Below are 13,338 nucleotides of genomic sequence, written 5' to 3'. Positions count from 1 at the left end.
CCGGCCACGGCCTCGCTTCTTGGCCCTCTGATCAGCTCTCGGCGGAGATGATCTTGATGGCGAAAACCAGCGTGTCGCCGGCTTCGATACCGGCCTGGGGATTGCCGTTCGCGTAACCATCGGCAGACGTCATCGCGACGGCCACGGTGGATCCGACCTTCTGGCCGGCGATGGCCTTCTGGAAGCCTGGAACGACGCGGTCGAGCGGGAAGTCGACGGGCACGCCGCGCTCGTAGCTGCTGTCGAACACGGTGCCGTCGCGGCCGTTCACCCCCATGTAGCAGACCGTCACCTCGGCAGTGTCGGGCACGAGTGCGCCGTCACCCTCGGTCAGCGTGTGAACGGTCGTCTGGTCGACGGAGAAGGGTGTGGTGACCTCGACGGCGGGCGCGGTGGTGTCGGTGGAGCCGGTGACGGCGACCTCACCGGTGGTTCCTGACAACGTCCACTCCGGTGCCACATCGGACTCCGGGGCCACGGTCGGGCATCCCGCGGGTGCTGCGGTGGTGGTGATCCCCGCGGCGGTTGATTCAGAGGTGGCGGAGTCGGCGTCGGAGCCGCATGCGGCCAGCATCAGCGTCGAGGACACGATGAGGGCCGGGAGCAAACGCTTGTAGGTCATCCAGGCAACGTAGCAGTTGCTGATCGCTGACCGATCACTGCGGTCGGCGAATGTGCTGTGACGCAAACACATCCGCCCGCGACGAATCACTCGGCGCGGGCGGACGTCGCTCGTGGGGTCAGGCGCGCCACTCGGCGGTGCGTTCCGGCGTCGCCTGCGCAAGCGCTTCGATGGTGCCGTCGATCCCATAGTCCTTGCCGTACACCGGGGTGCCCGGTTGCTGACGCCACGACTCGTCGAGGCTGCCGGCGTCGACCGGATCGAAACCCAGTTCGTCGACGAGCTGGGAGACGACTTTCTTGCCCTCGTCATCCGGGCCCGCGATCGGGAGTGCGATGCGGCCCTGTGTTCCGGCCGGGACACCCTTGTTGAGCAGGTGCTTCCAGAAGATGCCGTTGAACACCTTGTAGACCGGCTCGCCGAGGAGCTGTGAGACCCAGACACTCTCGGGTGTGCCGTCTTCGATGGCGTCGATCTTGCCGTCGCGCTGCTGCGGGTAGTAGTTGTTCGTCTCGATGATGGGTGCACCGGGTTTGCGCGCCGACACGATGCCCGGCGCCAGGTCAGGAGTGTTCTTCTGCGGGATGCTGACGATCACGAGATCGGCGTCCTCGGCTGCTTCCGATGCCCACACCGCGGTGGCTCCGGTCTCCGACGCCAGGTCGGCGAGCGTCTGCGGGTCGCGCGAGTTGGCGACCCGGACCTCATGACCCAGTTGGGTGAGGCGACGGGTGAGCGTTCCGCCGATAAAACCTGCTCCGATGATGCCGATCTTCACGATTGACTCCCTGCGATGTTGTGACTGTTGAACCTCTTCACGCCAACCGGTGCGCTCGTCGGTTCATTCCGTGGGCAGGGTGTGGGCCTGGATACGCAGAACCGGCCCGGTGAACTGCGTGGCAGTTCACCGGGCGGCCGGGTTTGACTTACTCAGGCGCTGATCGCCGGAGGCGGGTCAGACGTCCTTCGCCGGAGGCGGATCAGACGTCCTTCGCCGGAGGCGGATCAGACGTCGTAGTAGAGAGAGAACTCGTAGGGGTGCGGACGGATCTGCACCGGCTCGATTTCGTTCTCACGCTTGAACGAGATCCAGGTCTCGATCAGGTCCTCGGTGAACACGCCACCCTCGGTGAGGTATTCGTGATCCTCTTCGAGGCGGTCGATGACCGCGCCGAGCGACGTGGGGGCCTGGGGGATGCCCTTGGCCTCCTCGGGCGGGAGCTCGTAGAGGTCCTTGTCGACGGGCTCGTGCGGCTCGATCTTGTTCTTGATGCCGTCCAGGCCGGCCATCATCATCGCGGCGAACGCCAGGTACGGGTTGCCCGAGCTGTCCGGGCAACGGAACTCGAGGCGCTTGGCCTTCGGGTTGTTGCCGGTGATCGGGATACGCACGCAGGCGCTGCGGTTGCGCTGGCTGTAGACCAGGTTGATGGGGGCCTCGTAGCCCGGCACGAGCCGCTTGTAGGAGTTGACCGTGGGGTTGGTGAACGCCAGCAGTGACGGCGCGTGGTGCAGGATGCCGCCGATGTAGTGGCGGGCCAGATCCGACAGTCCCGCGTAGCCGGCCTCGTCGTGGAAGAGCGGCTTGCCGTCTTTCCACAGCGACTGGTGGGCGTGCATGCCCGATCCGTTGTCGCCGAAGAGGGGCTTGGGCATGAAGGTGACGGTCTTGCCGTTCTGCCATGCGGTGTTCTTCACGATGTACTTGAACAGCTGAACGTCGTCGGCTGCGTGCAACAGGGTGTTGAACTTGTAGTTGATCTCGGCCTGTCCGGCGGTGCCCACCTCGTGGTGTCCGCGCTCGAGGATGAACCCGGCCTTCTGGAGGTTGGTCGAGATCTCATCGCGCAGATCGACGTAGTGGTCGTACGGGGCGACCGGGAAGTACCCGCCCTTCTGGCGGACCTTGTATCCGAGGTTGGGTGAACCGTCGGGGTCGGTCTGCGAAACGGTGTTCCACCAGCCTGATTCGGACTCCACCTGGTAGTGGGTGCCGTTGATCTCGGAGCTGAAGGACACCGAGTCGAAGATGTAGAACTCGGCCTCGGCGCCGAAGAAGCAGGTATCGGCGATGCCGGTGCTGGCCAGGTAGTCCTCGGCCTTGCGGGCGATGTTTCGCGGGTCGCGGCTGTAGGCCTCGCGCGTGAACGGGTCGTGCACGAAGAAGGTGACGTTCATCGTCTTCGCCTTGCGGAACGGGTCGATCCGCGCAGTCGCCGGGTCGGGGAGGAGCATCATGTCCGACTCGTCGATCGACTGGAAGCCGCGCACCGACGATCCGTCGAATGCCAGGCCGTCCTCGAAGACGCTCTCATCGAAAGCCGAGGCCGGGATGGAGAAGTGCTGCATCACCCCGGGGAGATCGCAGAACCGGATGTCGACATATTCGACGCCCTCGGACTTGATGCCCTCGAGCAGTTCTTCTTTTGTGTTGTACACCTGTGGGTGACTCCTTCACTCGTACCCGTTGTAGTCAGACCGATTCTTGGGTTCTACCTGGGTCTGACGACTGTCCTTGCCACTCTAGAGCGGCGGATCATCACCGCTGACCGTATTGACACCAGGTTGCTTGGCAGATACCTCGGTGTTTCGCCTGTGTTACGTAGGGAAGTCCGCGACGCAACGACGGTACCGATCACGGCGTGTCGGGGCGAGTCGCGTCCGGTCCGACGGATTCGCCAGCACATCTATGATTGGGCAATGGGACGAATCACCGGATCGTGGCTCTCGGGCCCTCAGTCGGCTCTCCACGATGGTGTCGACGACGGCACCTACCGCGGTGAACAGCTCGGACTGCCCGAATCGGGTCCCGGGGCGCTGGCGTCGTCGTGGCACCGCTGCGTGGGTCTGCTCGTGGATTGGCTGATGTGCGGCGGTATCTCACTGCTGTTTGTCCAGGACCTGCAGTCGTCGTCGCTGTCGACGATCGTCCTGCTCGTCTGGTTTGTGGTCGGAGCCGTGACCTTGACCGCATTCGGCTTCACCCCGGGCCAGTTCATCACCGGCTTGCGGGTGGCCAGGGTGGACGGGGGCGAGCGGGTGGGACTTCTGCGGTCGCTGGGCCGGCAGATCCTCATCGTCTTCCTGGTTCCGCCTCTGATCAATGATGCCGATGGCCGAGGACTGCACGATCGGGCAACCGGTACCGCGTTGGTCCGTACGCGCTAGCCTCCCGCCACAACACGCACCGACGACAGCGCCACCCGTTTCGGCCCATCCACCAATTGCAGGGTGGATGTGACCAGAACGGGTGGCGCTGTTCTGTTCGGACTGTGAGGAGAATTTGACGTGCTGGAAGGGCGGAGTGGGGGAAGTGCGAAGTGCGGAGGACTAGCGGCGGCGGGCGGCGCGCTGGACGTTGCGCATCTTCGCACCCTGCGGCATCGGTCCCTTGGGCATTCCCGGTCCGGGCTGCTTCCCGCCCAACGCGGCAAGACGTGATTCCAGGGCGTCGATCCGGGCCTTGTTGATGTTGCTCGGCAGTTTGTTCAGGTGGCGTTCGAGGCTCTTCAGGGGTACCTGGCCCTCCTCGTTGCCGACGGTCACGTCGTAGATCGGTGTATCGCCGACCAGTCGGGCGATCCGCTTCTTCTCCTGTGCCAGCAACGATTTGGTGCGATGGGGCGCGCCTTCGGCGACGAGGATGACCCCGGGCTTGCCGATGACCCGATGGATCGCGTCGAGATGGGCGGTGCCCGTCACCGCCTGCTTGACCCGCCACTGTCCACGCATGTTGTCCAGCGCCCACGCTGCGGCGCCGGCCTGGCCCTCCGCTTTGGTGAACACCGTCTTCTGAACACGACGACCGAAGATGATGAAAGCGATCAGCACACCCAGAACGATGCCCAGCGGCAGAACGAACACCAGCGACCCGGTGAGCACACCGATGAGCACGGCCAGGCCGACCAGGAGGACAACCGCGCCGATCATGTAGGGCAGCAGCAGCTTGTCTTCTTTGCGCTGCATCTGGAACGCCTGCCAGAGCTGCTTGCGGCGGGCCCGCGACGCTTCCTTACGGGCAGCCTTCGCTGCTGCCTTCGCCTCTTTTGTCGCTTTTGGTGCCTTAGCCATGAGGTCCAGGATACTGAACCATCCAAATCAGTTGACCAGGCCGTCCCAACCCGATGGTCAACGTCCGGTGGCGGCGGAGTGCCGGGTCAGCGGGCGAGGCGAGCGAGCAGCGACGTGGCTTCCTGGGTGGCGCTACCACCGTCGGTAAGATGGGCCATCTCGGCGGGCAACTCCCGGCCGTGGTGAGCCATCGCCTGGGCGTACAGACGGCCGGCCCGGTACGACGAACGCACCAGTGGCCCCGCCATCACGCCGGCGAACCCCAGGTTGTCGGCGAACGTGGAGTGCTCGACGAACTCTTCGGGCTTGACCCACCGATCGACCGGATGATGCCGCGGTGACGGACGCAGGTACTGCGTGATGGTCAGGATGTCGCAGCCGGCATTGTGCAGATCGGCCATGGCCTCGCGGACCTCGTCCGGTGTCTCGCCCATCCCGAGGATGAGGTTGGACTTGGTGACCAGGCCGGCGTCGCGCGCAGCGGTGATCACGTCGAGGCTGCGCTGGTAGCGGAACGCGGGACGGATGCGCTTGAAGATGCGCGGCACCGTCTCGACGTTGTGGGCCAGCACCTCGGGCCGTGAGGCGAACACCTCGGCGAGTTGGTCCGGGTCGGCGTTGAAATCGGGGATCAACAACTCGACGCCGGTGTTGGGGTTGAGCTGCTTGATGTAACGCACGGTCTCGGCATACAGCCAGGCACCGCCGTCAGGGAGGTCGTCGCGCGCCACACCGGTCACGGTGGAGTAGCGCAACCCCATCGTCGCAACCGACTCCGCCACCCGGCGGGGCTCGTCACGGTCGAGGTCGCTGGGCTTACCGGTGTCGATCTGGCAGAAGTCGCACCGACGGGTGCACTGTTCGCCGCCGATCAGGAAGGTGGCCTCACGGTCTTCCCAGCATTCATAGATGTTGGGACATCCCGCTTCTTCGCAGACCGTGTGCAGGCCCTCGCTCTTCACCAGGGCTTTGAGTTCGGTGAACTCCGGGCCCATGGTGGCGCGGGTCTTGATCCACGACGGCTTGCGCTCGATCGGCGTCTCGGCGTTGCGCGCCTCGAGCCGGAGCAACTTTCGGCCATTGGGACCTACGGACCCGGGGGCGCTGGATTGAGATGGTTTGTCCTGCGAAACGGTCACTGGATCGATGCTACGCCGGTGCGGGCAGGTGCGAAGACCTGCGGGGAGGGCTCGGTCGGCGCCGGGTGGTCGCTGACCGGGAGGATGCCGTCGAGCGCGTCGACCACGGCCTTCTCCAGCAGGGGGAGCACCTCGTCGACTGTGACCGTGCGACCCAATTCGCCTGTCAGAGAACCTGCCCCGGCGTCGGGGATACCGCACGGAATGATCGAACCGAACGCATCGAGATCCGGATTGCAGTTGATGGCGATCCCGTGCAGGGCTACAGCGCGAGCGACCCTGATGCCGATGGCACCGATCTTCCGATCCGCACTTCCGCCTCCTGTTCCGAGCACCCAGACGCCCGACCGGCCGTCGACCCGGTACGTCGGGAGGCCGAGCTGCGAGCACACGGCGATCATGGCCTCTTCCAGCCGGCGCACGTAGTCCACGACATCAACCGGCTGGGCGAGCGCGACGATCGGATAGGCGACGAGCTGGCCAGGGCCGTGCCAGGTGATCTTCCCGCCGCGGTCCACGTCGATGACGGGTGAACCGTCCGTCGGCCGGTCGGCATCCTCGGTTCGCCTGCCGGCGGTGTAGACGGGCGGGTGTTCCAGCAACAGCAGTATGTCGTGGTCCAGCACACCGTCGGCACGGTCAGTAGCGAGCCGATGCTGCAGGTCGAATGTCTCCTGGTAGTCCACCCGGCCCAGTCGGCGAACCTCGATCGGGTCTCGGGACAGTCGTGCATTGGTCATCACTTTTTCATCCTGCCACTCCTCGGCCCTCGCGGCCGGTGGCATACGCCAACGCCGCGGCGATGGTCGGATGCCGATAGTCGAATTCGTCGCCGGTCAGCACAGCAGGTACAACGTTCTGGCCCCCCAACAACATTTCCTCGGCCATCTCACCGGCACCCCTCTTGAGCGCAAAACCCGGGACCGTCCACGGAGCCGGGCGCCCTAGAGTGCGACCGAATGTCTTGGTGAACTCGTTGTTCGTCACCGACGCCGGGCCACAGATGTTGACCGGCCCGGCAAGCGACCGGTCCAGCACGAACTCGATCGCGCGGACAGCGTCCACGAGGCTGATCCAGGGGAGATACTGACGGCCGTCACCGAGTTTCGCTCCCAGACCCAGCCGGAACAGAGGTCGGAGCTTGCCGAGGATTCCGCCCGTCGGCGACATCACGGGCGAGATCCTGAGCAGAGTGACGCGGTGCTCGCCGGGTACCGATGCCGACATCGCCGCGGCTTCCCAGTCGGTGGTCAGGTCGGCGAGGAAACCCGTCCCGGACGGGCTCTCCTCGGTGACCGCCGTCGACCCGGTGTCGCCGTAGTAGCCGGTTGCGCTGGCGTTCACCAGTACCGGTATCTGTGCGGCCCGTACGGCATCGGCGAGCACCTGTGTCGGGATAATCCGGCTGTCTCGCAGTTGCTGCTTGACATGCCCGGACCAGCGCCGGTCGCCGATGCCCCGGCCACACAGGTTGACGACGGCATCGGTGCCGCGCAGCGAACTGGGATCTATGCCGAAAGATTCAGGCTGCCAATGGATCTCGTTCTGCGCCGTCGTCGGCCTGCGAACGAGACGGACCACCTGGTGGCCGGCCCCGGTGAGACTGTCCACCAGGGCCGTGCCGATCAATCCAGATGATCCCGCAACGGCGATGCGCATCGGTTAGAGGCCGAGATCTGCCTCAAACGCCGCTTCTTCCAGACGATGCTTCACCGTAGTGAGGAAGCGTCCGGCGTCGGCACCGTCGATCAATCGGTGGTCGTAGGTCAGCGGCAGGTACGACATCGACCGCACCGCGATCGATTCGGAACCGTCTGCTCCGGTGAGCACCACCGGGCGTTTGACGATCGCGCCGGTGCCCAGCATCGCGGCCTGCGGCGGAACCAGGATCGGGGTGTCGAACAACGCGCCCTGGCTGCCGATGTTGGTGATGGTGAACGTGCCACCGGTCAGGTCGTCGAGCTTGAGCTTGTTGCTCCGCGCCCTGCTCGCGATGTCGGCGATCGCCCGCGCCAGTCCGGCGACCGAGAGGTCGTCGGCGTTGTGGATGACCGGCGAGAGCAGACCCTGCTCGGTGTCCACAGCGATACCGAGATGCACCTTCGAGTAGTAGGTGATCTCCTTGGCGTCCTCATCGATCGAGGCGTTGACGTTGGGATGGGCTTTGAGGGCCTCAACGACAGCCTTCGCGATGAACGGCAGGAACGTGAGGTTCACGCCCTCGCTCGACTTGAAGCCTTCCTTCGCCGCCTTGCGTAGCGTCACGATCTTGGTCATGTCGACCTCGAAGACCTGCGTGAGCTGAGCGCTCTCCTGCAGGGACTCACGAGTCTTCTTGGCCGTGATCTGGCGAATCCTGTTGATTTTCTGCGTGGTACCGACCAGCTGGGCCAGCTCCGGCCGCGGTGCGACCGCAGACGAGGACGCTTGCGCCGCGGGTGCGGGCTCGGCGGACTTCTCGGCTGCCGGCGGGGTCTTTGCGGCCTCGGCGGCGGCGAGCACATCCTGCTTGCGGATGCGGCCACCGACACCGGTGCCCTTGATCGAGTTCAGGTCGACGTTGTTCTCGCCCGCGAGTTTGCGGACCAGCGGCGTCACGTATGGACTCGAGCCGCTGTCGCCACCGCTGGACGCAGGGGCCGACTTCTCGGCGGGCTCGGACTTCGGGGCGGGCTCGGACTTCGGGGCCGGGGCGGGTTCGGGTTTCTTCGCCTCGGGTTCTGGCTCGGGCTCAGGTTCCGGCTCGGGCTCGGGTTCTGGTTCCGGCTCGGCTTTCGGCTCGGGTTCCGGCTCAGGCTCGGGGGCGGAGGGTTTGGCGTCGGCCGACCCGATGACCGCCAGACGCCCGCCGACCTCGACCACGTCATCTTCCTGGGCGACGATCTCGAGCAGGGTGCCGGCCGCCGGCGATGGGATCTCCGTGTCGACCTTGTCGGTGGACACCTCGACGAGGGCCTCGTCAGCCTCGACCGAGTCGCCGACCTCTTTCAGCCAGCGCGTCACAGTGCCCTCTGTCACGGACTCACCCAATTCGGGCATGGTGACGTCGGTGCCTTCGCTCGATCCCGACCCCGAAGCGGCGGGCTTGGCCGGCTCGGGTTCGGATTCAGGCTCTGGTTCGGCTTCGGGTTCCGCTTCTTGCTCGGCGGGCGCCTCGTCGGAACCGGCATCGCCGGAGTCTGCGTCGTCGGAGCTTCCGCCCGATTCGCCTTCTTCGCCGATCTGGGCCAGCTCGCCGCCGACCTCGACCACGTCGTCCTCTTGGGCGACGATCTTTGTCAGGACACCTGAGGCAGGGGCCGGGATCTCGGTGTCGACCTTGTCGGTCGACACCTCGAGCAACGGTTCATCGGCCTCGACCGTGTCACCCTCCTGCTTGAGCCACCTGGTGACTGTGCCCTCGGTGACGCTTTCACCCAGGGCGGGCATTTGGACGGAGAAGGCCATCGTTGTCGACTCCTCGATTTCGAGATCCGGTGTACGGTCTGCGGTCTGAGTCCGGGCCACCGGTGTTGGTGACGCGGCGTTGTGGCGGTACTTCCTGGTGGGCCGAACCGCCGGTCTAAACCCTACCTTTTGCTCTACCCTTCGGCAGCGATCTCCTCGAGCACGGCGAAGATGGTGCGTACGGGGACGCCTGTACCGCCTTTACCGGTATAGCCCCACGGGCCTTCGGTGTTGAACGCAGGTCCGGCGATGTCGATGTGCGCCCACTCGACTCCGTCGACGACGAACTCGCGCAGGAACACGCCGGCCGAGAGCATTCCGCCCCAACGGTGATTGGTGATGTTGGCCAGGTCGGCGACCCGGGAGTCGAGATCTGAACGCAGTTCCTCGGGAAACGGCATCGCCCAACCTGATTCGCCCACCGAGCGGGAGATCGTCGCGACACGATCACGGAACTCCTCGGTGCCCATCACACCGGGTGTGCGTGTCCCCAGGGCCACCATCTGCGCCCCGGTGAGTGTTGCGGTGTCGATGAGGTAGTCAGGGTTGTCCTCGCACGCGCGCACGATCGCGTCGGCGAGGATGAGCCGGCCCTCGGCATCGGTGTTGAGCACCTCGACGGTCTTGCCGCCGTACTGGGTGAGGACGTCGCCGGGACGTTGGGCGGTGCCGGACGGCATGTTCTCGGCCATCGGGACGGTGGCGATGACGTTGACGCCGACGTCGAGTGTGGCCGCGAGGATGGTGGTGGCCACGATCGCCGCAGCTCCGCCCATGTCCGAGGTCATGTGGTCCATGCCGGCTGCCGGCTTGATCGAGATGCCACCGGTGTCGAAGGTGATGCCCTTACCCACGAGCGCAACGGTTTTCGACTTGCGGCCCGCGGTGTGGGTGAGTCGCACCAGGCGCGGTGGCCGGGAACTGCCCTGGCCGACCCCGACGATGCCGCCGTAGCCGTCCTTGGCCAGGGCTGCCTCGTCGAGGATCTCCACCTTGAGGCCGGCGGCAGAGCCGAGGGCCTTGGCGCGTTGTGCGAACTCGTCGGGGTACAGATGGCTCGGCGGGGTGTTGACGAAGTCGCGGGCGGTCGCGACCGCGGTGGCGATGGCTTCGGCGCGCTCGAGTTCTTTCTTGGTTTGTTTGTCCGCGGCGGGCACCAGGAGCTTGACCGCGGTGACCCCGGACTTCTCCGGTTCCTTCGAACGGAACTCGTCGAAGCGGTAGGAGCCGAGGAAGAAGCCCTGGGCGGCGGCGGTCAGATCGATCGTGGACAGCGTGGTGAGCGCGCTGGCCACCCCGTCGAGGCTGCGGGCGGCAACACCTGCTTGTCGTCGAACGTGTTCGCTGTCATCGAGTTTGGCCGGGGCACCCAGGCCCACCGCGAGGACAGAGGAGACGCCGAGTCCGGGAGGTGCCGGGATCCGGGTGAGCTGGCCGGCCGCGCCGGTGGCCCCGACCGCAGACAGCGCGGCGTCCACTGCGCCTGCTTGCGCATCGTCGAGCAGTCCGTCGCCGATCACCAATGTGGGAGTGCCGTCGTCCTCGGCGGTCGTCAATCCGATGACCAGAACGTCGTCGCCCTTGCCGATCTGGGTCACCAGAGACAGTTCCGGACCCAGCCGACGGTTCGCGCTTGACTTGCTCACGTTTCACTCCCACTCGTAGCCGACATGCTTCCCGATTGTCGATCCTAGTTCGCCTCGCTCCCGGGCCCGCCGTGGGCGCGATAGCGTAACGCCATGAGCGAAGGTGAATTGCTGGCCGGACCGATCGAGGAATCGCACCGCACACTGGGCGCGAGTTTCGCGGCATTCGGCGGATGGAACATGCCGGTGTCCTATGCGGGCACCGTCGCCGAGCACACCGCCGTGCGTGAGGCGGTCGGGATATTCGACGTCAGTCACCTCGGCAAGGCGTCCGTCAACGGACCGAGAGCTGCGGAGTTCGTGAACCGCACCCTCACCAACGATCTGAACAAGATCGCGCCGGGCAAGGCCCAATACACGTTGTGCACCAACGAAACCGGCGGGGTCATCGACGACCTGATCGTCTACTGGGTGTCTGACGACGAGGTGTTCATGGTTCCGAACGCAGCGAACACGGCTGCAGTGGTCGCGGCGCTTGCGGCCGTCGCCCCGGACGGGATCGAGGTCCGGAACCGTCATCGCGACTTCGGTGTCATCGCGGTTCAGGGTCCACGCTCGGCGCAGGTGCTCGCGGATCTGGGCGTGCCGACGGAGATGGACTACATGTCGTTCGCCGATGCCGAGTTGGCGGTGGGTGACGCGAGGTATCCGGTGCGGGTGTGCCGGACCGGGTACACCGGTGAACGCGGCTACGAGTTGCTGCCGTCGTGGGACGACAGCGCGCCGGTCTTCGATGCCCTTCTGTCCGCAGTTGTCGCGGCGGGCGGGCAGGCGGCCGGATTGGGAGCTCGCGACACCCTCCGCACCGAGATGGGTTACCCCTTGCACGGACACGAACTGTCCGTCGACATCAGTCCACTGCAGGCCCGTTGCAGTTGGGCTGTCGGATGGAAGAAGCCGGAGTTCTTCGGTCGCGACGCCCTGCTGGCCGAGAAAGAGGCGGGCCCGGTGCGCCGACTGTGGGGGCTGCGGGCGACCGGGCGCGGCGTGCCGCGTGCCGATCTGCCCGTGTTGTCGGCAGCAGGCGGTGACCGGATCGGCGTGTGCACTTCGGGCACGTTCTCTCCGACGCTCAAGACCGGAATTGCCCTGGCGCTCATCGACAGTGCCGCCGGTGTCGCCAAAGGCGACACCGTGGTGGTCGATGTCCGGGGGCGGGCTCTCGAGTGTGAGGTGGTGCTGCCGCCGTTCGTGACCGCGAACGCCGGCTGACCCCACCCATTTCGCCTGCGGACCGGGGGTGGTCGGGCCACACGGAATCGGTGGTCGGAATCGGCTGACGGGTGAGCGTTACCATTGCCTGATGACCTTGGAGTTCGTCCGGACCGAGCATCCCCAGCCGGTGTCCCAGTCGCGCCGCGCCGACATCCTGGAAGCCCCGGGATTCGGCAGGCATTTCACCGACCACATGGTGATCATCGATTACAGCGCGGACATGGGCTGGCACGACGCGAGCATCGTCCCGTACGGCCCGATCGCCCTGGATCCTTCGGCGATGGTGCTGCACTACGCCCAGGAGATCTTCGAAGGTCTCAAGGCCTACCGGCAGTCCGACGGGACGATCGCATCGTTCCGGCCCGACGCCAACGCAGCACGGATGCAGCGTTCGGCGCGTCGGCTGGCCATGCCCGAACTGAGCACCGAGGACTTCATGGCCTCGCTGCAAGCCCTGCTGGCCGCGGATCACGAGTGGGTGCCCGCAGCCGGCGGCGAGTCGTCGCTCTATCTGCGCCCGTTCATGATCGCCACCGAGCCCGGTCTCGGCGTGCGGCCCGCGACCGAGTACCGGTACCTGCTGATCGCGTCGCCTGCCGGCGCGTATTTCCCCCGCGGCGTTCATCCGGTGAGTGTCTGGCTGTCCACCGAGTACGTGCGGGCGGCGCCCGGCGGTACCGGCGCGGCCAAGTTCGGTGGCAACTACGCGGCGTCGCTGCTCGCCCAGGCCCAGGCCGCCGAGCACGGATGCGACCAGGTGGTCTGGCTCGACGCCATCGAGCGTCGTCACATCGAAGAGATGGGCGGGATGAACCTGTTCTTCGTGTTCGGGTCCGGTGCCGACGCCAAGCTCGTGACCCCGGAGCTGTCGGGATCTCTGTTGCCTGGGATCACCCGGGAATCGTTGCTGCAGTTGGCAACCGACGCCGGGTTCGACGTCAGTGAACGCAAGATCAGCGTCGAGGAGCTACGCAAAGGCGTGGCTTCGGGCGAGATCACGGAGGTCTTCGCGTGTGGCACCGCCGCGGTGATCACCCCGGTCGGACACGTCAAGGGCGACGTCGACGACTACACGATCGCCGACGGCCAGCCGGGCAAGGTGACGATGGCCCTGCGCGACACCCTCACCGGCATACAGCGCGGGACGTTCGCCGACACGCACGGCTGGATGACCAAGCTCTACGGCTGAGGTCGGCGT

The 13,338-nt window shown here is 65.9% G+C and carries 11 protein-coding genes and 1 pseudogene; 3 read left to right on the top strand and 9 right to left on the bottom strand.

The features are described 5' to 3' along the window. Positions 1-31: 31 nt before the first annotated feature. The 3 genes and pseudogenes from W823_RS31445 to glnA all read right to left on the bottom strand — a co-directional run bounded on the left by W823_RS31445 (position 32) and on the right by glnA (position 3,061). Positions 32-622 carry an FKBP-type peptidyl-prolyl cis-trans isomerase gene (locus W823_RS31445; protein ID WP_031331023.1) on the bottom strand — a complete coding sequence of 197 codons (591 nt, stop codon included), beginning with the start codon at positions 620-622 and terminating at the stop codon, positions 32-34. Between the two features lie 118 nt (positions 623-740). Continuing rightward, positions 741-1,433: pseudogene (locus W823_RS31440) on the bottom strand (NADPH-dependent F420 reductase); the annotation flags it as partial. Between the two features lie 194 nt (positions 1,434-1,627). Then, positions 1,628-3,061 (bottom strand): type I glutamate--ammonia ligase, encoded by a 1,434-nt coding sequence (gene glnA / locus W823_RS31435; RefSeq protein WP_023953803.1) that lies wholly within the window; start codon positions 3,059-3,061, stop codon positions 1,628-1,630. Between the two features lie 261 nt (positions 3,062-3,322). On the opposite strand from glnA, the gene W823_RS31430 reads away from it, so the two are divergent. Beyond that, positions 3,323-3,790: an RDD family protein gene (locus W823_RS31430; RefSeq protein ID WP_023953801.1), complete on the top strand. Its 468-nt coding sequence runs from the start codon at positions 3,323-3,325 to the stop codon at positions 3,788-3,790. Between the two features lie 162 nt (positions 3,791-3,952). On the opposite strand, the gene W823_RS31425 is transcribed toward W823_RS31430, so the two are convergent. The 6 genes from W823_RS31425 to W823_RS31400 all read right to left on the bottom strand — a co-directional run bounded on the left by W823_RS31425 (position 3,953) and on the right by W823_RS31400 (position 10,925). After that, the gene (locus W823_RS31425) at positions 3,953-4,693 is read right to left on the bottom strand and encodes a DUF4191 domain-containing protein (protein WP_023953799.1); all 741 of its coding nucleotides are present in this window, start codon (positions 4,691-4,693) and stop codon (positions 3,953-3,955) included. Positions 4,694-4,779: 86 nt separating this feature from the next. Then, complete coding sequence (gene lipA / locus W823_RS31420; protein WP_023953797.1) at positions 4,780-5,832, bottom strand: lipoyl synthase; 1,053 nt, start codon at positions 5,830-5,832, stop codon at positions 4,780-4,782. Next, complete coding sequence (gene lipB / locus W823_RS31415) at positions 5,829-6,572, bottom strand: lipoyl(octanoyl) transferase LipB (RefSeq protein WP_031331019.1); 744 nt, start codon at positions 6,570-6,572, stop codon at positions 5,829-5,831. The genes lipA and lipB overlap by 4 nt, the downstream gene beginning before the upstream one ends. Before the next feature lie 7 nt (positions 6,573-6,579). After that, the gene (locus tag W823_RS31410) at positions 6,580-7,491 is read right to left on the bottom strand and encodes a TIGR01777 family oxidoreductase (protein ID WP_023953793.1); all 912 of its coding nucleotides are present in this window, start codon (positions 7,489-7,491) and stop codon (positions 6,580-6,582) included. Between the two features lie 3 nt (positions 7,492-7,494). Next, positions 7,495-9,279, bottom strand: a complete 1,785-nt coding sequence (sucB, locus tag W823_RS31405; RefSeq protein ID WP_031331018.1) for a 2-oxoglutarate dehydrogenase, E2 component, dihydrolipoamide succinyltransferase — start codon at positions 9,277-9,279, stop codon at positions 7,495-7,497. 134 nt (positions 9,280-9,413) lie between these two features. Beyond that, positions 9,414-10,925: a leucyl aminopeptidase gene (locus W823_RS31400; RefSeq protein WP_023953789.1), complete on the bottom strand. Its 1,512-nt coding sequence runs from the start codon at positions 10,923-10,925 to the stop codon at positions 9,414-9,416. Between the two features lie 93 nt (positions 10,926-11,018). Here W823_RS31400 and gcvT point away from each other — a divergent pair, with 93 nt between their 5' ends. Together gcvT and W823_RS31390 are read left to right on the top strand one after the other, a co-directional pair. Then, positions 11,019-12,137 (top strand): glycine cleavage system aminomethyltransferase GcvT, encoded by a 1,119-nt coding sequence (gcvT, locus tag W823_RS31395; RefSeq protein WP_023953787.1) that lies wholly within the window; start codon positions 11,019-11,021, stop codon positions 12,135-12,137. A gap of 91 nt (positions 12,138-12,228) precedes the next feature. Then, positions 12,229-13,329, top strand: coding sequence for a branched-chain amino acid aminotransferase (locus W823_RS31390; protein WP_023953785.1), 1,101 nt, complete (start codon positions 12,229-12,231; stop codon positions 13,327-13,329). Positions 13,330-13,338: the final 9 nt, after the last annotated feature.

This window comes from Williamsia sp. D3, from assembly GCF_000506245.1.
Taxonomy (GTDB): Bacteria; Actinomycetota; Actinomycetes; order Mycobacteriales; family Mycobacteriaceae; genus Williamsia; species Williamsia muralis.
Note: the sequence above shows the minus strand (reverse complement) of the source record. Positions and strands in the feature narration are given on the sequence as shown.

Bases quoted from the DNA above. Each gene is read 5' to 3' on its own strand.
- W823_RS31390 (WP_023953785.1), top strand. From the start codon at position 12,229: ATGACCTTGGAGTTCGTCCGGACCGAGCATCCCCAGCCGGTGTCCCAG.
- gcvT (WP_023953787.1), top strand. From the start codon at position 11,019: ATGAGCGAAGGTGAATTGCTGGCCGGACCGATCGAGGAATCGCACCGC.
- W823_RS31430 (WP_023953801.1), top strand. From the start codon at position 3,323: ATGGGACGAATCACCGGATCGTGGCTCTCGGGCCCTCAGTCGGCTCTC.
- W823_RS31425 (WP_023953799.1), bottom strand. From the start codon at position 4,693: ATGGCTAAGGCACCAAAAGCGACAAAAGAGGCGAAGGCAGCAGCGAAG.
- lipB (WP_031331019.1), bottom strand. From the start codon at position 6,572: ATGACCAATGCACGACTGTCCCGAGACCCGATCGAGGTTCGCCGACTG.
- sucB (WP_031331018.1), bottom strand. From the start codon at position 9,279: ATGGCCTTCTCCGTCCAAATGCCCGCCCTGGGTGAAAGCGTCACCGAG.
- W823_RS31445 (WP_031331023.1), bottom strand. From the start codon at position 622: ATGACCTACAAGCGTTTGCTCCCGGCCCTCATCGTGTCCTCGACGCTG.
- W823_RS31410 (WP_023953793.1), bottom strand. From the start codon at position 7,491: ATGCGCATCGCCGTTGCGGGATCATCTGGATTGATCGGCACGGCCCTG.